19 protein-coding genes are annotated in these 19,697 nt (G+C 38.7%); 13 read left to right on the top strand and 6 right to left on the bottom strand.

Annotation, left to right across the window (positions count from 1 at the left end; translation table 11 throughout):
- Positions 1 to 169, top strand: a 169-nt coding sequence (pgk, locus tag EA341_RS02700; protein WP_293011146.1) for a phosphoglycerate kinase, incomplete at its 5' end; no start/stop codon positions are given.
- A 179-nt stretch (positions 170 to 348) separates the two neighbouring features.
- Positions 349 to 696: a hypothetical protein gene (locus EA341_RS02695; RefSeq protein ID WP_293011145.1), complete on the top strand. Its 348-nt coding sequence runs from the start codon at positions 349 to 351 to the stop codon at positions 694 to 696.
- Positions 697 to 795: 99 nt separating this feature from the next.
- On the opposite strand, the gene EA341_RS02690 is transcribed toward EA341_RS02695, so the two are convergent.
- On the bottom strand, positions 796 to 3,129 hold the full coding sequence (locus EA341_RS02690) for a glycoside hydrolase family 3 N-terminal domain-containing protein (protein ID WP_293011144.1): 2,334 nt from the start codon (positions 3,127 to 3,129) through the stop codon (positions 796 to 798).
- Between the two features lie 201 nt (positions 3,130 to 3,330).
- Between EA341_RS02690 and EA341_RS02685 the strand changes: the two genes are divergently transcribed.
- Positions 3,331 to 6,789, top strand: a complete 3,459-nt coding sequence (locus tag EA341_RS02685) for a ThuA domain-containing protein (protein WP_293011143.1) — start codon at positions 3,331 to 3,333, stop codon at positions 6,787 to 6,789.
- A 138-nt stretch (positions 6,790 to 6,927) separates the two neighbouring features.
- On the opposite strand, the gene EA341_RS02680 is transcribed toward EA341_RS02685, so the two are convergent.
- From EA341_RS02680 to EA341_RS02665, 4 genes are all read right to left on the bottom strand, one after another.
- Positions 6,928 to 7,671, bottom strand: a complete 744-nt coding sequence (locus tag EA341_RS02680; RefSeq protein ID WP_293011142.1) for an NIPSNAP family protein — start codon at positions 7,669 to 7,671, stop codon at positions 6,928 to 6,930.
- 6 nt (positions 7,672 to 7,677) lie between these two features.
- Complete coding sequence (locus EA341_RS02675; RefSeq protein ID WP_293011141.1) at positions 7,678 to 8,061, bottom strand: transmembrane 220 family protein; 384 nt, start codon at positions 8,059 to 8,061, stop codon at positions 7,678 to 7,680.
- A 113-nt stretch (positions 8,062 to 8,174) separates the two neighbouring features.
- Positions 8,175 to 9,110, bottom strand: a complete 936-nt coding sequence (locus EA341_RS02670) for a hypothetical protein (protein WP_293011140.1) — start codon at positions 9,108 to 9,110, stop codon at positions 8,175 to 8,177.
- A 74-nt stretch (positions 9,111 to 9,184) separates the two neighbouring features.
- The gene (locus EA341_RS02665) at positions 9,185 to 10,087 is read right to left on the bottom strand and encodes a mechanosensitive ion channel domain-containing protein (protein WP_293011139.1); all 903 of its coding nucleotides are present in this window, start codon (positions 10,085 to 10,087) and stop codon (positions 9,185 to 9,187) included.
- 159 nt (positions 10,088 to 10,246) lie between these two features.
- On the opposite strand from EA341_RS02665, the gene EA341_RS02660 reads away from it, so the two are divergent.
- From EA341_RS02660 to EA341_RS02650, 3 genes are all read left to right on the top strand, one after another.
- Positions 10,247 to 11,788 carry a bifunctional GNAT family N-acetyltransferase/carbon-nitrogen hydrolase family protein gene (locus EA341_RS02660; protein ID WP_293011138.1) on the top strand — a complete coding sequence of 514 codons (1,542 nt, stop codon included), beginning with the start codon at positions 10,247 to 10,249 and terminating at the stop codon, positions 11,786 to 11,788.
- A gap of 1 nt (position 11,789) precedes the next feature.
- Complete coding sequence (locus tag EA341_RS02655) at positions 11,790 to 12,341, top strand: HAD family hydrolase (RefSeq protein ID WP_293011137.1); 552 nt, start codon at positions 11,790 to 11,792, stop codon at positions 12,339 to 12,341.
- Positions 12,342 to 12,514: 173 nt separating this feature from the next.
- Complete coding sequence (locus EA341_RS02650; protein WP_293011136.1) at positions 12,515 to 14,197, top strand: L,D-transpeptidase family protein; 1,683 nt, start codon at positions 12,515 to 12,517, stop codon at positions 14,195 to 14,197.
- Here EA341_RS02650 and EA341_RS02645 read toward each other — a convergent pair.
- Entirely contained in the window at positions 14,194 to 14,880 is a 687-nt protein-coding gene (locus EA341_RS02645) for a murein L,D-transpeptidase catalytic domain family protein (RefSeq protein WP_293011135.1), read from the bottom strand. The two genes, EA341_RS02650 and EA341_RS02645, sit on opposite strands and share 4 nt — an antisense overlap.
- A gap of 267 nt (positions 14,881 to 15,147) precedes the next feature.
- Here EA341_RS02645 and EA341_RS02640 point away from each other — a divergent pair, with 267 nt between their 5' ends.
- The 7 genes from EA341_RS02640 (at position 15,148) to EA341_RS02610 (ending at position 19,497) form a co-directional block, all read left to right on the top strand.
- A complete protein-coding gene (locus EA341_RS02640; RefSeq protein WP_293011134.1) occupies positions 15,148 to 15,558 on the top strand; it encodes a 6-carboxytetrahydropterin synthase in 411 nt (136 codons plus the stop codon).
- Positions 15,518 to 16,213 carry a GTP cyclohydrolase I FolE gene (gene folE, locus EA341_RS02635; protein ID WP_293011133.1) on the top strand — a complete coding sequence of 232 codons (696 nt, stop codon included), beginning with the start codon at positions 15,518 to 15,520 and terminating at the stop codon, positions 16,211 to 16,213. Before EA341_RS02640 ends, folE begins: the two co-directional genes overlap by 41 nt.
- Before the next feature lie 157 nt (positions 16,214 to 16,370).
- The gene (locus EA341_RS02630) at positions 16,371 to 17,051 is read left to right on the top strand and encodes an SDR family NAD(P)-dependent oxidoreductase (protein ID WP_293011132.1); all 681 of its coding nucleotides are present in this window, start codon (positions 16,371 to 16,373) and stop codon (positions 17,049 to 17,051) included.
- Positions 17,052 to 17,136: 85 nt separating this feature from the next.
- Positions 17,137 to 17,400 (top strand): hypothetical protein, encoded by a 264-nt coding sequence (locus EA341_RS02625; protein WP_293011131.1) that lies wholly within the window; start codon positions 17,137 to 17,139, stop codon positions 17,398 to 17,400.
- A 20-nt stretch (positions 17,401 to 17,420) separates the two neighbouring features.
- Positions 17,421 to 17,864 (top strand): hypothetical protein, encoded by a 444-nt coding sequence (locus EA341_RS02620; RefSeq protein ID WP_293011130.1) that lies wholly within the window; start codon positions 17,421 to 17,423, stop codon positions 17,862 to 17,864.
- Positions 17,861 to 18,490 (top strand): flavin reductase, encoded by a 630-nt coding sequence (locus tag EA341_RS02615; RefSeq protein WP_293011129.1) that lies wholly within the window; start codon positions 17,861 to 17,863, stop codon positions 18,488 to 18,490. Before EA341_RS02620 ends, EA341_RS02615 begins: the two co-directional genes overlap by 4 nt.
- Complete coding sequence (locus EA341_RS02610; RefSeq protein ID WP_293011128.1) at positions 18,490 to 19,497, top strand: ligase-associated DNA damage response exonuclease; 1,008 nt, start codon at positions 18,490 to 18,492, stop codon at positions 19,495 to 19,497. Before EA341_RS02615 ends, EA341_RS02610 begins: the two co-directional genes overlap by 1 nt.
- Positions 19,498 to 19,697 lie beyond the last annotated feature (200 nt).

The raw sequence follows: 19,697 nt of genomic DNA, 5'->3' as shown, positions 1-19,697 counted from the left end.
AGCAACCGAAAATGGTGCTTTCTCTCTTATTGGTGGAGGTGATTCTGCAGCAGCGGTTAATAAATTTGGCTTCACCGATAAAGTCTCTTATGTGTCTACTGGTGGAGGAGCATTGTTGGAACATATGGAAGGTAAAATGCTTCCTGGTGTTGCAGCATTGATGCCATAAATCAATAATCAAAAGTTTTAATTGAAAGCCCGGTTGGAACCAATCCTTCCGGGTTTTTTTAATTTTAATCATAGGGTTGATAAATTGAAAGACTTGAAAAATTTGCTGCTAAGGCTATTACTTTCATAGTATTGTCTAAATTAGCTGTTAATATTGATCACCCGTTAGGTCTAGTGTAAATGAAATATTTGAAAGGGTTTAAAGCTTTCTTGGTCGCTGGTTTGGCATGTTTGTCAAGCTGTATGGAGTATGAAAAAATCAATACAGCCTGTGAAGTTTATTTGATGACCGAAGATGGATCAGAATGGTTTTACGAAATCAATGAGGATATCAGAAGAAATAAGAAAACCGGAGTCTTTACCTATCGGGATGAAGATGGTTTGTTATGGTCAATATCAGAAGATGCTGACGGGAATTATTGGTCCAAAAGTACCGGTCAAAATCCTATTCGGGTGGATAGGATAGTTTGTGGTAATAGGGTTTATCTAGAGCAGGAACCTGAAACAGGTGAGGAAGAAGGCGGATAATTAAACCCGGCTTCTTTCAATACACCTCATATTTTTATTATTATCAATCCATACCCGAAATAAAAGGCCAATATAAAAACTGGTTCTATTTTAGAGTTATTACATTTTTCTATATTTCCTCACCCTTTCATCTTCAATTGTACCGGACCAATTCAGTCCAAAAGCAAAATCATAAGAATTTCCTGATTCATCTATATGGACATCCATATCATGAGGAACGTCTTCCTTTTGAAGTTCCACTGTTTTCATATCTGCTGGCATTTGTACAGGCAATAGGGCAGACGGCTCTTTTTTCCCACTCAGAATATCCAAAATAGCCTGATCTTGAACTCCAAAATGTAATAAGATGCCATGAGTCTCTTTTTCAAATTCCCCAAAAATCATAGGGTTCCCTGTTTCAATGATGGTTATAACAGGCTTATTTCCCATTTTCTTTTTAGTATCCAAAAGTGTCTGCAACTCTTTATAATTGGAAGCAGTGATGCTTTTGTCCTTGTAAGTCCTGTTGTTAATATCTGGTGCAATTACCGGGTCACCTGCAGCCAAGCTTTCAGACCGGGCATACTCAGCCTTATATGGCCCATATTGTAAGCTTATGGGGACATATCCTGTTCCGCCTTTTTCTCTATCCTCTGGGTCATAACCTGTACCTGACTCTGGGTTGCTGATAAAAACCAAAGCCACTTCAGCCTCATCAGCATTATCAACCAATTCAAAGTATTTTGAGGCAATTGCTAGGTTGATTGCATCAACCCATTTTTCTTCCGATTTAATGCCCCACCAATTGGTGGTGGAGGGGATATATTTTTCAGGAATAAAAACTTTGGTTTTTTCCTTTAAAGGCAATATTGAATTTTTGTTTTTGAGTAAGACGATAGATTTCAGCTGAGCTTCATAACCTTCATCCATAAATTCAGGCTTGCCCACTATTGATTTGGTTTCTTCGGGGTTTAGGTATGGGTTTTCAAATAATCCTGCCTGAAAAATATTCCTAAGTAGTCTAACTGCAGATTTTTCAAACCTTTCGCGCATCCAATCTTCACCATGTTCATTTACTCCCATTTGGTACGCCGCCAATACTGGCTTGATGTCATTATTTCCCCCAAACTGGTCAGCACCTGCCATGAGTACTTGATAGTGTCTTTCCTCAATGGTTTTTTCCTCCATTCCCCATGGTTTACCCATGAAGACTTCCGGCTGAGGGCCTTCATTTCCAGTGACTCCCCAATCTGTACACACCACTCCATCAAACCCGTATTCACCCCTCAATAAATCTGTGATGAGGTACTCATTGAAAGCATTTGCTGTATTGAGCTGATTTTTCCTGTCTTGTCCATAGGAAATGGTATAATAAGGCATCACTGCGGTTGCTGATTTGGTCTTACCACTCAGTTTGAAGGCACCTTGAGTAAAAGGGAGTAAATGGTCTTTGAAATTATTGCCAGGATATACAGCAAATTTACCATATGCGAAATGACCGTCTCTGCCACCTTCTTCTGGACCTCCTCCAGGCCAATGCTTTACCATTGCATTGACACTATGATAACCCCATCCATTAGAAGTTTCATAGTTGTTTTTAGAAGTTTGAAAACCATCAACATAAGCCCTTGCCATATCAGCAGAAAGGGTAGGATCTTCTCCAAATGTTCCTTTGAGCCTGTTCCACCTGGGTTCTGTTCCCAAATCTATCTGCGGTGAAAGCGCGGTTGTCAATCCTAGTGCTCGGTATTCAATAGCGGCAACCTCACCAAAGCGCTCAACCAGTTCTGGGTCAAAGGTAGATGCAAGGCCTAAGGATTCTGGCCACATAGAAATAGTCCCCCCGGCACCCGCATTATACTCCGTTCTGGCTACAGGGCCATGCCTTGGATCAGAACTATTGTTAGCAGGAATCCCCATTCCTAATCCCTCTACAAAGGCCTGTGCTTCATTATTCCAACGGGCAGCTGTCTCTGGACTTTCTACCCTGGTAATCAGAACATGGCGAAGGTTATCTTCTTTTAAGAATTTTTTCTGTTGGTCGCTCAAGGAAAAAGAGGACATGCCACTTTCAGGTAATGGCTTTCCTCCATAGGTGCCTGCACCAAACCCACCGGGAGCAGCAGGGATAGACTGGTGGGAACTGTACAGCATCAGGCCCGCAATCTGTTCAACTGATAATTTTGAGGCAAGGTCTTTTGCCCTTTCATCAAAGGAAAGCCTCCAGTCTTCATAGTCATCCAATTGGTTATTCTGATTGAGGTCCTTGAATTGTAGTCCATTTATATCCAGAATTTTTACACCTGAGTTTTTTGAATATCCCAGTGTTGCTCCTCTGCTTTGCGTAATTATGGTAATGCCACCATCTAGCGCTTCCTGATTCAGTTCATTTTTCTCGCAAGAAAAGAAAAGCATCCCAATGAGCGCAGGAAATGCAAACTTGTTCATTTTCATAGTGTTCGTGGTTATTTGTACCAAATATATTTCAAAATGTAATTAATACATAATGAAATTTGCTTTAGTGCTTGAATACGGTTTTATTTGGGGGTTAATTTTAGTTGAGAGTAACCAATCCTACCCTGTATATCCCATTGATACTATAGTGTAGTTCCAAAAGAATGAATTTGAATTATATTTCCTGAAAATCAAAAACCTATGATAACCTCTAAGTCCTTTATAAAGGCAATTTTAGCCCTGATTGTATTCACGTTTTTGCTGTCTTCTTGTAGCGATAAAAAAAGAAGTGGAGATCCCAAAGTTCTTATTTTTAGTAAAACTGCAGGATTTTACCATGAGTCCATCCCGGACGGGATAGCTGCCATCATGAAGCTTGGAGCCGAAAATGGTTTTCAGGTGGATACCACTACCAATTCGTCACTGATTAATGAAGAAAACCTAGAGCAGTATGCCGCTGTTATTTGGTTGAGCACCACTGGAGATGTGTTGAACCATTATCAAGAAGCTGATTTTGAGAGATATATTCAAGCAGGTGGAGGTTATGTAGGTATTCATGCTGCTACAGATACAGAATATCACTGGGGTTGGTACAACCGTCTTGCTGGTGCGTATTTCTGGAATCACCCAGGAATGGGTGATCCTCATCCTAATGTCCAAGACGGTTCCATCAATGTAACTGATAGAACACATCCAACTACCAGGTTTCTTCCGGAAATATGGAACAGGAGAGATGAATGGTATAGTTTTAAACAGATGAATCCTGACGTGAATATTCTTATGGATATTGATGAAGACAGTTATCAGGGTGGATATGCCATGGGGCACCATCCAGTAGCTTGGTATCATGATTTTGATGGTGGTAGGGCATTCTACACAGCCGGTGGACACACCAAAGAATCATTTGAGGAAGAACTTTTTCTCCAACACCTTTTGGAGGGGATTAAATATGCTATGGGTGATAATAAAAAGCTCGATTACAGTAAAGCCAAATCCCAAAGAGTACCCGAAGAGAATAGATTTGAGAAAATAAATTTGGTTGTGGGTGAGTTTACTGAGCCTACAGAGATGACTATTTTGCCTAACCTTGACATTCTCATTGCCCAAAGAAGGGGTGAAATCCTACATTTCAAAAATGGAGACAGTACCGCAAGGGAAATAGCCAAACTTGACGTGTATTGGAAAACTGATGTGCAGGGAGTCAATGCTGAAGAGGGATTGATGGGATTACAAAAAGATCCAAACTTCAAGAATAATGGGCATGTCTTTGCCTTTTACGCTCCTTCTGGAGAAAAGGAAATTAACAGACTATCCAGGTTTACTTTCAAAAATGATACCTGGGACATGGGTTCTGAAAAAGTGATTTTAGAATTTTATTCCCAGAGAAATATTTGTTGCCATACCGGAGGTTCTATAGCGTTTGATAAGGATGGCTTACTCTACTTGTCAACAGGTGATAACAGTACCCCATTTGATCAGTCCAACAGCAAATATGTCAATAGGGGCTTTGCACCAATAGATGATAGGCCTGGTTTTGAGCAATTTGATGCGAGAAGAAGCTCAGGAAACTCGAATGACCTCAGAGGAAAAGTCCTAAGGATAAAAGTCAATGAAGATGGCTCTTACGATATTCCAGAAGGAAATCTTTATCCAAAAGGTACTGATAAGACAAGACCGGAGATTTTTGTCCAAGGAACCAGAAACCCATATAGAATTTCTGTTGATCAAAAGACAGGCTTCCTCTACTGGGGAGATGTTGGGCCTGATGCCAATGCCGATAGCTTGGACACCCGAGGTCCAAGAGGCTATGACGAAGTTAACCAGGCAAGAAAAGCCGGTAATTTTGGTTGGCCATATTTTGTAGGTAATAATTTCGCATATGTGGAATATGATTATGCAAATGGCACCTCTGGTATTACGTATACAGTTGACAAACCGATAAATAATTCCAGAAACAATACCGGATTAAAAGAATTGCCTCCAGCTGAACCGGCATTTGTCTGGTATCATTATGGTGTTACAGAGGATTTTCCGCAGTTGGCTTCAGGAGGTAGAAACGCCATGGCTGGACCGGTCTATTATACTGACATGTTTCCCAGTGAAACCCGATACCCGTCACATTATGATGGAAAGCTTTTCATTTATGATTGGGTGAGAGGTTGGATCAAAGCAGTGACCATGCAGCCAAACGGCGATTTTGATAAAATGGAGCCTTTTATGTCAAGCACTAAATTTAATGCTTTGATTGATATGGAGGTTGGACCAGATGGTAAGCTTTATGGTCTGGAATATGGGAATGGATGGTTTACCAAAAATGCTGACTCAGGCTTATTCAGGATAGATTTCAACGATGGGAATAGAACACCTGTGGTAAATGGTATTTCGGTGGATAAGACTTCTGGAGCCTTGCCATTTACAGCAACTTTTACAGTTGATGCTACTGACCCGGAAAATGATCCCTTGACCTATATTTGGGATCTTGGAAATGGTATCACCCAAACAACACAAGAGCCAACACTGCAGCACACTTTCGAGAAAATTGGAGATTATGATGTCAAGGTAGAGGTGAGAGACCCGGACAACCTCTCCGCTAAAAGTACGGTTGTTTCGGTGTATGCGGGTAATATTGCCCCTGAGGTAGACATACAGATTCTTGGAAACCAGACTTTCTATTTTCCAGGTAAGCCTGTGAAATATTCTATAGCTGTGAATGATCCTGATGATGCTGAGGCAGGGAAAGACCTTTCATCACTTTATGTATCTGCAGACTATGTTTCAGGACTGGATCAGGCCGAGGCGTCCAAGGGACATTTGATCATGACAGATGCAATGACTGGAAAAGGTCTTATCAGTTCACTGACATGCAAAACTTGTCATAAAGAGAACGAGGCGTCTATTGGGCCATCTTATACGGAAGTTGCAAGAAAATACAGGAGAAACTCAAATATGACAGACTACCTGGTGAACAAGATCCAAAATGGTGGAGGTGGAGTATGGGGAGAAACGGTCATGCCTGCCAATCCGGACCTTTCTTATTCAGATGCAAGTAAAATTGTTGCCTATATCACAAGCTTGGGCAGAAGAGGGGCAGAAGAAAAACCATCATTGCCAGCCTCGGGAAGTGTAGATCCATTGGTAGGAAAGACACTTAGTGAGAACGGGGTATTTGTACTCTCTGCAAGCTTCACTGATAGGGGAGGAGATAATATCAAGCCACTTACAGGTAATACAGCGGTGACGCTTAGGAATCCAGCTGTAGATATTACGAGTATCAAAACCATGGAGGGCTTTTCAACTATTGCTTTTGGTGGAAGAACATTATTAATCGCTCCAGGAAATGGAGAAGGACATTTTTCTTTGGGTCAAGTTGATCTTACTGACATTGGTTCTATTATGCTGGTGGCTGGAGGTCAAGAGCCTTCAGTAAGCGGTTATCGTTTAGAATTGAGATTGGGCTCACCAACAGGTGAAAAGCTCGGAGAAGGTGTCATTAAATCAGTAGCAAATGCTGGTCCTGACGGAAGACCTATGGGAATGCTTAACATCAATATTGGAGATGCAGGTGCTTCAAAAGCGCAGGAGCTTTACGTGGTGTGTCAGCCAGTCGATGGAGAAGATGAAATGTTGGCACTATTTACTATTGAATTCAAAGCCAAGTAAAAAAACTTGAAGGCAAAAAAAGGGAGCTTGTCACCAAGCTCCCTTTTTTTATTCTTGACATATGAACATTTTCAGTAAATCAAGCAGACAGAGACTTGAATTTTCTGTTTATATCGATATCCAAAGATATTAAAAGGTCTATTTTAAAGGGGAAAAAGGAAGAGGATTGAAATACACTGACTCGACCTTTTCTACTATTTTTCCATCACTTTCAGAAGTATCTCTTACTGAAATCCATTCAGGATCTTGTCCGAATTTTGAAAATGAGGCTTTTCCGGCTGCTTCATTTTGATGTGCCAGCAGGTATACCAACTTGGACTGTTGACCATCTTTTTCTTCCGTATACCAATACACAATATTGGTCATTCCATGTTTTTCAAAAAGGGTTCTTGTATGATCCCTGAATCTGGCATTGATATTTTCCACTCTTCCGGGATACATTGTGTAAGTTCTCAATTCAAAAACTCTTTGTCCATTAGAGATCATATTAAAACCGTTCGGGCTAAGCTCTGGCGCTATGGACATAAATGTTTGGTCTACTTTCTCCACAAGAGGGCCATTTGCTTCGGACTCCTTATATACTTTTTGCCATTCGGGGTCATTGACAAAGGCATTCCAGTTTTTATCTCTTGAATTCTTATCTGGATACCCTAAAATAAATGTTAAAAAACCGTTCTTTTCATCGACTGGAAGCAGGTATGCGATATTTTCTATCCCATGCTTTTCAAATAACTTCAAAGTGTGGTTTTCAAATCGAGAGATCAACTCAGGTAGTTTACCTTCATGGAAGGTATATTGTCTCATTTCGAAATATTTAGAATCCTGCGCTTGGCAAAAGAAGCTACACAGGATAGTCAACGTTAATAGTAAATACTTTTTCATAAATTATCAGGGTTTTAAGGTTTGTTTCTTTTTCCATCCTATAAAGGCTGAATAGGAGAGCACAGCTGCTACGATTAAGAGACCAAATGTTTCTCGTGCTTCTTCTGATTCTTGGGTTTTCATTGTAAGGTCTTTTTGTTCTAATTCATAGCTGACCCAATCACTTACGGAATCAGGGAAAAAATATACAGCCCCAATTAAACACGCGATTATTACTATGGAAAGAGGGATAATTGGGTGCTTGCCCTTGATGGCTAAAGCACAAAATAATGCTGCGCCAATATAGATTGGGGCCCAAATTTCCGGATCAGGATCATTCAGCTGCCAATAAGCGAAAAGCAGAAAGGCAAAAAACCAGAATACAAAGAAGTACTTGGTAAATTTATTCATAGGTTAAGAGGGTTGATTATCAACCCTAAGATAGAAAAATAATCAGGGCGCTTTCATAAAAATTACCTTGATGGTCTTTCGGCAAATATATCGGTAAGAATTCAAGTCTTCTATTACCAGAATCGGAATCTTTTTTCATAGATTCTGTTCCTGAAAATCCAGTTGTCCCAAATATCTTGGGAAAGGTAAAGCTCCACTCCGATATTGATACCTAAATAGCCGTCATATCTCTCAGTTAGACCTGAACCTCTTCTAACTCGTCCATTGTTTCTTAAAATTTTATCCACATCGGGCTCACCGTTTTCACGGATGAAGTCTGGATTACGGATGGCGAGCCTCAATCTATCTGGGTTTGGACCTTCTCCATTTGTGCCGTAATCTCTAACCAAATCATGATAAAATTCACTGACATTGAAAGCAGAGATATCATCCATATAATCTGTCAATGTCCAGCGATAATTGATTTCAAGAAAAAGGTCAGCCCATACATTGGCTTTGTATTTCATGCCTATACCGGTTGGGAAGACTATAATGTACTTGTTGTATGGATTGTTTTCAATCTGCAAAGGGCGCAGGGGAACCCAATCCCCTCTCAGTTGAGCTTTAGGGTCATTTGTCGAAACACCCACCCCAGCGAAAGCATAGAAATTGAGGAAGTCACGGGTAATATTATATCGCCTAACTGGTTTTAGGTAAATTTCTCCAATTGCAGAAGCTTCCCAGTTTCTTGCCCTGAAATGAAGGTTTCTTGGCTGCCTGAGGCTTCGCGGATCAGCAGGTGGGTCTTGTCCGGATATTTGGTAGTAAGTTCCTTCTACCCGTGCTTTAATCCGTGTACCTAACACACGTCTCACTGCAAAATTGGCATTCCAGTCCGGCTGAATACCTTCACTGTATTTCCAGAGAGAGTAAAGCTCACCGAAATATTGTGTAGGGCCAATAGAAGTAGATACGGACCAGGGTGTTTCAAACCTGTACCGGTAAAAACTTTGGGATGCTGCTACATGAGTCAACAGTACAAAAGTCAATATGATTAACGCCCTTTTCATCCCTGATTTATTAATGCTATGACCAATACCAAAGTATCAAGAATCAAATGCGCAATAAATAACCATAAAAAAGATCAATTATTCAATTTTTCCGGACTACTAATGATATGTATGTCTCTTTGAGGGAATGGGATTTCTATATTTTCTTCAGTAAACCGGCGGAAAATTTCGAAATACAATTGACTTTTCAAGACCCTTGGCTTTGCCACATATTCACTTGTCCAAACACGGAGGATAAAATTAAGGCTACTGTCATCAAATTCATCGAAAAGCACATCTGGAGCGGGAGTTTTGAGGACATTGTCATTTTTGTCTGCAATCTCAAGCAATACCTCTTTTACTTTATCGGGATTTTCTTTGTAGGATACTCCCACCATGAAATTAAACCTTACTTTTCGATCATTATGAGACCAATTGATGACTTGACTGTCTATAAATTGTGAGTTTGGTATGATGACACTGATATTATCGTTGGTCACTACCGTGGTGGAGCGGGCAGATATTTTAATAACATCACCTGTGATGTCTCCGACTTCAATTCTATCACCGATTTTTATAGGCTGTTCAAAAAGTATAATGAGTCCTGATATAAAGTTGTTTGTAATGTTTTGAAGACCAAAACCAATACCAACACCCAGTGCTCCTGCCAATATACCAAAGGCACTTAAATCAATACCATTGGTTTGCAATATTGAAAACATACCTGCAATGACCAGAATGTATTTGACTATAGTTCCTACAGATTGCCTCGTACCTCTTTCGATTTTATATCGCTTCAGAACTCTGTTGACCAAGATTCTTCTAGTCCACTCCGATATAATGAAAAGAATGATGACAGATATGACAAGCGTGAGTAGCAAGCCTAGCGTAAGTCTTGAATCCCCGATAGAAAAAAGCTTGAGGTTCATTACCTCATTAAAAAACTCGAAAAACTCACCTATTTTTCCCTTCTTAAAATCCCAAATTTTTTCACCCATCGATTTAATAGCATTTATGTTATCTATAAATTTAAACTTTCTTGAGATTAAAAAGTCTCTTGGCTAAATAATTGTTCAATAGACGGTATATAGTTTTGTTTATTGGCCAATTAAAATGGCTTTTAAAATTATTGATTGAATTTTGGTTAATTTTGTGACATGAGTAAGCAAAGAGAAGAATTAGAACATAGATTAAAATTAAGAAACATCAAGCTTTCAGATTATGAAGATATCAGAGAAATTATGGTATCCATATACAAGGATCCAGGAGGAGCATGGACCAAACAAGAATTAAAAAACCAGCTTAAGGCGTTTCCAGAAGGACAGATTTGTATAGAAGATAACGGTAAAGTAGTGGCAGCAGCCTTGAGTCTCATTGTTGATTATTCAAAATTTGGAGATAACCATACCTATGATCAGATTACCGGATTCGGGAAATTTGATACTCATGATAATGACGGGGATACACTTTATGGTACTGATGTATTTGTGGATAAGGAATATAGGGGAATGCGTTTGGGTAGAAGGTTATACGATGCTAGAAAGGAGCTCTGCGAAAACCTGAACCTTAGATCAATCATAGCAGGTGGAAGGATTCCAGGTTATTCTAAATATTTCGATCAAATGACTCCTCGGAAATATATAGACCAGGTCAAAAGCAAGGAAATATTTGACCCTGTTTTGTCCTTTCAGTTGGCCAATGAGTTTCACGTCAGAAAAGTAATCACAAAATACCTCCCCGAGGATACCGATTCACGAGCTTATGCTACACTTTTGGAGTGGATCAATATCTACTATGAAAAAGACGAAAAACTTATAGGTAATAAAAAGTCTATTGTTAGACTTGGGCTTGTGCAGTGGAAGATGAGGCGTTTTAACAGCGTGGATGATCTTATGCAGCAAGTGGAGTTTTTTGTGGATACCGTATCCGGTTACAAATCAGATTTTTGTTTATTGCCCGAATTCTTTAATGCGCCTTTGCTGGCAGAGTTCAATGATATGGATGCGTCCGAAGCCATTCGTAATCTTGCAGACTACACCGATGAAATCGTGAGCAGGATGAGCGACCTTGCGCTTTCCTATAATGTAAACATTATAGCGGGGAGTATGCCCGAATATGATGGCAAAAAGTTAAGGAACGTAAGTTATCTGTGCAGAAGAGATGGAACTACAGACAAGCAATACAAATTGCATATCACGCCTGATGAACAAGCTTATTGGGGTCTACAAGGTGGTAATGGAATCAAAGTTTTTGATACAGATGCAGGTAAAATAGGAATTCTTATCTGCTATGATGTAGAGTTTCCTGAACTGGGAAGAATTCTCGCAGAACAGGAAATGGATATTCTTTTTGTACCGTTTTGGACAGATACCAAAAATGCATTCTTAAGGGTAAATACTTGCGCCAAAGCCCGTGCTGTAGAAAATGAATGTTATGTGGCAATTACTGGATCAGTGGGGAATCTTCCTCGAGTTGAAAATATGGATATTCAGTATTCTCAGTCAGCTATTTATTCACCTTCGGATTTTTCATTCCCTCATGATGCTACAGTAGCACAGGCCGCAGAAAATGCTGAAACTACTATCGTGGCTGATGTTGATTTGGACCTGTTGACCAAACAAAGAAAAGCAGGTAGTGTAAGGAATTTGGAGCAAAGAAGATTGGATCTTTACTCCATCCAATGGAAGAAAAAGAAATAAGATGGAAGGTTATTTTAATGAAGTGAGCCCTGAACTTAAAGAAAAAGCTGGCAAAATAAAATTACTTGTTACGGATGTTGATGGAGTGTTGACAGATGGCGGCATCATTTATGACAATTCAGGAATGGAGTATAAGCGGTTCAATGCCAAGGATGGTTTTATCGTTCATCCGCTCAAAAAAAATGGCGTTTTGGTAGGTGCTATCAGCGGTAGGAAATCCAAGGTAGTAGAAGACAGGTTTGAGGAACTGAAATTTGATTTTCATTACCATGGGATATGGGATAAAGATAAAAAACTGAGGGAAATCTTAGAAGTCTTGGAAATTGCCTACGAAGAAGTGGCCTACATTGGAGATGACCTAATTGACTTACCGTTGTTAAAAAAAGTAGGCTTTTCTGTATGTCCATTCGATACGCTTCCTTATATCAAAAAAGAGGTAGACTTCATTTCATCTTTTGCAGGGGGTCACGGAGTCTTCAGGGAAGTAGGGGACCTGATCCTTGAATCCAAAGGCCTTCTCGATTTTGTTATTGAAAAATATGCGAACAAATAAATTGAAGGGTTTCTTCCTATCAAGCTCTGAGCGATTGAACCACAATGGTTCCATTAGATAAAAGGAAAGTTTTTTAGTCTTTGATAAAGGCTTTTGACAATTTGAATAATGTTTAGGTTGCTTTGAATTGTAGTATTTACCTTGTAATATGAAAGGATAATAGTCCTTTCCTTATGGTTAAAAAATTTATTTTAGTATTAGTTGGTCTTTCCATTTGCCTCTCTGCCAAAAGCCAACAATCGGTAGATCAGGAAAGAATATTGCCGACGCTGATCAGGAATATAATTGAAAAAGATAGTCCCGAAGAAATCAGGCAGGTAAAGACGCATAAGTTATTCAGTTCGGTTGTAATCAATAGGTTTTATAGTTCGATTGGTTTTGATGCTGCTTGGAGTAAAGAAGGGAAGTTATTGGAGTTGGCTTATGAAATGCGCTATGAAATCAATCAAGCTCAGTTTGACGGACTTAATCCGCAAGACTATCACCTGGTTGTAATCAATGAATTGTTCTGGAAGTTGGAAGATGATGAAAGGAAAAGGAATGGGCCGGATGAGCTGAGTCTGGCTTATTTGGATGTACTCCTAACAGATGCATTCATGATGTTATCCTCACATCTAAGCATGGGTAAAGTAGACCCGGAACAATTAAAGACTATTTGGAATATTCAGAGAAACCTACCCGAATTAGAGTTTGACAAAAGGCTTCAAGAGGCGCTAAGCGAAGGGAGTTTGAGAAAAACTATGGAGTCTTTTTATCCCTCTTTTTCTATTTATAAAAAAATGAGGGATGGTCTCAGAGAAATGTATGCCTTCGAGGAAAAGATGAAATCATTTTCAAATAAAAGTTGGAAATCTATCAAAATTGGTAAATCCCTCAAGTTAAATGATGAGCACATTTCTATTCCTGAGATAAGAAATAGGCTTGTTTTTTGGAATTACCTGGAAGAATCAGGTTCCAATGATAAAATTTATGATGAACAGACCATGGAAGCTCTGAAACTATTGCAGCAAAGACATGGAATGGAGCCTGATGGCGTGATTGGACAGGAAACCTTGTTTGCTTTGAACCAATCACCTCAGGAATTGATAGCCCAGGCTGCAGTCAACTTGGAAAGGCTTAGGTGGCTTCCAGACGATATTAAGGAAAAGGAGCTGATTCTGGTGAATACAGCCAATTTTCAATTAGATTATATACAAAGTAGAGATACTTTGTTAAGCTCTAAGGTGATAGTAGGCAGAACATACCATTCCACACCTCAGTTTAGCGCAGAAATGTCTTATCTGGTTTTTAGCCCAACTTGGACAGTTCCTGTTTCAATTACAAGAGCTGAAATTATTCCAGCAGCTAAAAAAGACCCTAATTATTTTCAAAAGAAAAACATGAAACTTTTGACTTCTTCGGGCCAACAGGTAAACCCTTCTACTATAGACTGGAGCAATGTAAACCCGAGAACTTTTCCTTACACAGTCAGACAAGAACCAGGGGAGCAAAATGCACTTGGGCTAGTTAAATTCATGTTTCCAAACAAATACAGCGTATATATTCACGATACGCCAACCAGAAGTTTGTTTGGAAGAGAAGATCGTGCACTTAGCCATGGATGCATCCGAATTCAAAAACCTTTTGAATTAGCCAAACTTCTTTTGGCTTTTGACGAAAGATGGACAGAGGAGCAAATTCGCTCAGCAATGAGACAGAGTAAAGAGCGTACGGTTTTATTGGACAGGAAAATACCAGTTGTGGTTCTGTACCTCACCTATTGGGCAAATACCAAAGGAGATGTTTTTTTCAGAAGGGATATTTATCAAAGAGATGCAGAAATCTACAGTGCCCTAATAGAAGAGAGGAGAAATTAGCTCTTTAATACTGTTGAATTTTGAAAGTATTCAGGTGAATCCCCGTAAATAAATAGGCAGGAGTTTTCTTTAATCAGGTTGATGAGTGTTTGAGCAGATTCTTGGGGTAAGGCGGGGCAACCCAAACTTCTTCCCAGTCTTCCGGTTTTTTCAATAAAATCTGGATTGGCATATTCAGCCCCATGTATCACAATTGCCCTACTTCTGGCATTATCATTAATTCCTTCTTCCAAACCATCTAACCTGAGAGAATACCCATGTTTTCCATTATACGTTTCTGCAGTCAAGTAGAACCCCAGACTACTCTGATAGGAAGAATTAGAATTCGAAAAGGACCTTGCATACAGGTCTCCTGAGTTTTTGCCATGACTCACGTAATCATGGAATAAAATTTCCCCAGATTCCACATCAATTACCCAAATTCTTTTTTCCGTTGAGGGTAGTGAAAAATCAAGTACCACCAAGGGTTTTTTATGATGGATTTTACCCTCAGCCTCCAACCAAGTGTATCCCTTTATCGCTAAAGACAATACCTCCGGACTTGGTAGTGATAGATTAGAATTTTCTTTATTGTTGAAAACTAATTCCTTTAGCTCATGAGTAGCTGAAATCTCTAAGAAATCATTTGAATCGAGCGGAACAGCCATTAAGATAAGGCTGAACATCATTAGGGTGATACGCATTAATAGTTAATTTCCATTTGTCAAATTAAGTTCCAATAGTATGAATTTGCAAATCAATGATTTATGAATGGATATATTTGTAATTGACAGGTTTGAAAAGACTTCATTTGTAAAGTGGAACTGTTTGTAACTTGCTTGATGTTTAAGTACCTGTGAATAATCAATAAAATTTAAATTTTGGCCTTCATTTTCAATTAATTAAACACTTTGTTTAAAGAAATTGAAAAAAAACTAAACAAAAAATCATCCCTTGCGGTTTGTTAGATAATGAAAGTAGCAGTATATAGAAAAGAGCATTTTAATGCCGCACATAGATTAAATAATCCCAACTGGTCCGAACAAAAAAATGAGGATATTTTTGGAAAATGCAACAATTATAATTTTCATGGTCATAACTATGAGTTAATTGTAAAATTGATTGGTCCTGTAGATCCGGAAACTGGATATGTTTATGATATGAAAGTTTTAAGTGATCTTATTAAGGAAAATGTATTGGAAAGATTTGATCATAAAAATTTAAACCTAGATACTGATGAATTCAAAGACCTCAATCCTACTGCAGAGAACATTGCGGTGGTTATTTGGAATATTTTAAGAAAAAAAATTGATAATAAATTCGAGCTAATCATACGACTATATGAAACAGAAAGAAACTTTGTTGAATACGATGGGAATTAACCTTACCCACGACATAGACGAAATCGGAGATGAACATATTGGAACTTCTCACGAAACTCCTTTAAGAGAAGATGCTTTTGAGATGGATGATGAACTCAAAATGGAGTTGATCGAAAAGCATTTTAAAGAAATTATGCACGTCCTTGGACTTGACCTTACAGACGACAGTTTGAAAGGAACTCCAAAGAGAGTTGCTAAAATGTACATTAAGGAAATTTTTAGCGGATTAAATCCTAAAAATAAGCCTGATGTCAAACTATTTGAAAATAAATACAAGTATAAAGAAATGCTTGTTGAGAAGGATATTACTTTCTTTTCCAATTGTGAGCATCACTTTGTCCCTATTTATGGGAAAGCTCATGTGGCTTATATATCAAATGGCAATGTGATAGGTCTATCGAAGATTAACAGGATTGTTCAGTTTTTTGCTAAAAGACCGCAGGTACAGGAAAGGTTAACCATGCAAATTGGAAATGAGCTAAAAGAACTGTTGGGGTCTGATGACGTTGCAGTAGTAATTGATGCACATCACATGTGTGTTTCCAGTAGAGGTATACAAGATGTGAATAGTAGTACTGTCACTTCTTTTTACAGTGGAAAGTTTGAGTCAGATGAAAACTCCAAAGCTGAATTTATGAAATATATCAGCTTATAATATAAATCGAGAATTAAACCAACAAATAAGCTAGGCTATATGCCTGGCTTTTTTTATTGTGGTTAATTTTTTGGTAATAATGGCTCAATGTACACTGACTTTGTGAGGATTATTATAAACAATTAGTCCTTAAATTAATTTAATAAGAAAAGAAATCATGGAAAATAAAAATATAGTAATTATAGGAGGGAACTCCGGAATTGGAAAATCAATTGTTTCAAAACTTGAATCCAGCGGAGCAAAATTGTACACTTTCTCCAGAAGCGGAGAAGGAGATCAGAAGTTTGATGTTACAAAAGACAGTGACCTGGCTGATAAATTACCAGATCAAATTGATGGTTTAGTGTATTGTCCTGGCACTATTAATCTAAAACCTTTCCATAGATTTAGCCTTGAAGATTTCCAAAATGATTTAGAGGTCAATTTTTTGGGAGCTGTTAAAGTTCTTCAAGCAGCTATGAAAGGATTGAAAAAATCAGATAGTGCCTCAGTCGTGCTTTTCAGTACAGTAGCAGTCAAAGTGGGATTGGGATTCCATGCCTCAATTGCCAGTGCAAAGGGTGCAGTGGAAGGACTTACCAGGTCTTTGGCAGCAGAATGGGCACCAAATAGAATACGTGTCAATGCCATCGCACCATCTTTGACTGAGACGCCACTTGCATCACAGTTGTTGGGTACCGATGATAAAAAAGAAGCATCAAATAAGAGACATCCATTAGGAAGGTTTGGGCAACCTGATGATATTGCGACAGCAGCATTATATTTGTTGAATGAAGAATCGAACTGGATGACTGGACAAGTCATACATTTGGATGGTGGAATGTCTTCTATTAAGTAAATGGAATGGACATTTTAAACAATTGCAGTCGATTTTGTGTAATAAAATTATGGGTATTGTCCCAAGAGTTTAAAGAATTAAGAATATGAGGACTCCACCAGAATCATTTTTGATTTTCAAGGAAGAACTGGAAAAAGCCAAGCTTGAAAAGGAAAGGCTCAAAAGAGAGTATGAGGCCAAATTGTCTGATATGAATAGAGAATTGTCTAGGCTCAAAGAACAAATACAGTCACAGCAAGAGCTGATAAAGACAACCTTAGATTATGCAATTCGTCTTGAAGAGAACCTAGGTAGTTTTAAAGAAGAGGTAACTAACGGGAAAATTACAAAAAACCGTTCATTTCATTAATCAATCTATCAATACGTATTATGAATACCACTGCGAGTACCATACAGTCAAATAACTTCGAAATGCTATTCGAGGCAAGGTATGCCAAGGTATATGCCAACCAAGAAAAGGGAACGATCATCTGCGAATTGTTGGCTGATTATATTCCTATAGATGACTTTAAAGAAACTTTCAATCAAATTACATCTATTGTTGAGAATGGTAAATATGAGAAATTCATCTTCGACAAAAGATCTTTGAGGGCTTTTCACCAACCAAGCATGGAATGGTATTTTCTACACTGGAAAAATAAGATGTTGGAACATGGCTTGTCCAAACACAGGAAAATTCTGCCAGAAGAAAAATGGTTTGAGAAAATGGTTATGATAGCCAAAGAGCAGATTATGAAAAATAATCCGGATAATATTATAGATCAACTCGATATAAAATATTGTAACTCGATAGAAGAAGCCATCGTGATATGATGAAGCACTTTGATAAAGCCTCTCTTTTGGAGGCTGAGTCGTCTTTTAGAAGAGATCTAGTTAATTCCCTTTCAGGATACAAGAGTCTCAACTTAATCGGAACTAAAAACAATAAAGGTCTTACAAATCTTTCTCCATTCAGCCAGGTTTTTCATATCGGTGCATCTCCGCCTCTGGTTGGGATTCTTTTTAGACCGCATACGGTGGAAAGACACACCCTCGAGAATATTCTGGAAACAGGTTTTTTCACTCTTAATCATATAACTGAAGATTTCTATAAGGCTGCTCATCAAACAGCAGCCAGATATGCAGGATCTGAATTTGAGGCTGTTAGTCTTGAGGAGGAATATTTAGAAGACTTTCATGCGCCTTTTGTAAAACTCAGTCCTGTTAAACTGGCCTGTAGTTTTGTGGAAAAAAACACCCTTCAAGTCAACGGTACCGAAATGGTAATTGGTAGCATCGAACATATTTGGGTTGCAGAAAAAGGACTTCTTCCTGACGGATCTTTGGACCTGCAGGCTTTGGGTACATTAACATGTTCAGGTCTTGATACCTACTATACAGGTAAGAAATTAAGTAGGTTAAGCTATCCCAAGCCTGGGCAAATACTTAAGGAAATTTAATGTCTTTGCTCGAACTTACACCTGCAGGATTATTTTGCAAACAAGCAGATATTTTCATCGATCCTTGGAAGCCGGTAGATAAGGCTGTAATTACACATGCCCATGCTGATCATTCCCGTTGGGGGATGAAGCATTATCTTGCACATCATTTGTCTGAGGAAGTCATGAAATTAAGATTAGGGGAAGATATCTCATTGGAGACAGTAGGATACAAGGAGCCTTTGGATATCAATGGGGTAAAACTTTCCCTTCATCCCGCAGGGCATATACCGGGTTCTTCAATGATCAGGTTGGAATACAAAGGGGAAGTGATCGTGGTAAGTGGAGATTACAAAACAGAAAATGATGGACTTTGCGATCCTTTTGAACCAGTCAAGTGCCATGAATTTGTTTCTGAATGCACATTTGGGTTGCCTATTTACAAATGGGAACCTCAATCAAAAATATTTGAGGCTATCAATACCTGGTGGAGGCAAAATGCATCCAAGGGATTGAACTCAGTAATTTTTGGATATTCACTCGGGAAAGCCCAGAGAATACTGAATAACCTAGATGCTTCTATAGGTGAGATTTTTACACATGGAGCCATTTGGAATACCAACCAAGCTTTGTTGAAAAATGGCTTGAAAATTCCGGATGTTCCTAAGGTGACTGCCGAAATTCCTAAATCGATGTTTAAAGGAGCTATGATCATTGCACCCCCTTCCGCAATGGGTACGCCTTGGATGAAAAGATTTAGCCCTTATAGAACAGCAATATGTTCAGGTTGGATGAATATCCGCGGGGCAAGGCGGCGGCGTGCAGCTGATGCTGGGTTTGTCCTGTCCGACCATGCAGATTGGGAAGGATTGATCGGTGCCATCAAAGCAACAGAGGCGGAAAAGGTATATCTTACTCATGGCAGTACAGCGGTGTTTGGGAAATATTTAGAGGAAGTAGAGAAAATCCATGCGGTGGAATTGGAAACACTTTTTGAAGGTGAAAATGGGAGTGAAGCTATGGATTGATAATTTCTATAAATACCATTGAAATTTTGACTTAAAAAAACCGTGATTTTTAATAAAAATACCTAAAAACTGAAGGCTGGATTCGCCATTCTATTCCATGTTTTGGGGTATTAGGATTCATTTGTTAGTAAATCATGGGTGGTCCTATTCAATTTATCTTTATTTTTAATTCTGTCATCTAGAAAATTGATATGAAAAGG

The organism is Mongoliibacter sp. (genome assembly GCF_007692705.1).
Classification (GTDB): Bacteria; Bacteroidota; Bacteroidia; order Cytophagales; family Cyclobacteriaceae; genus Mongoliibacter.
The sequence above is the reverse complement of the archived record's forward strand: the minus strand, read 5'-3'. Positions and strand labels throughout refer to the sequence as shown.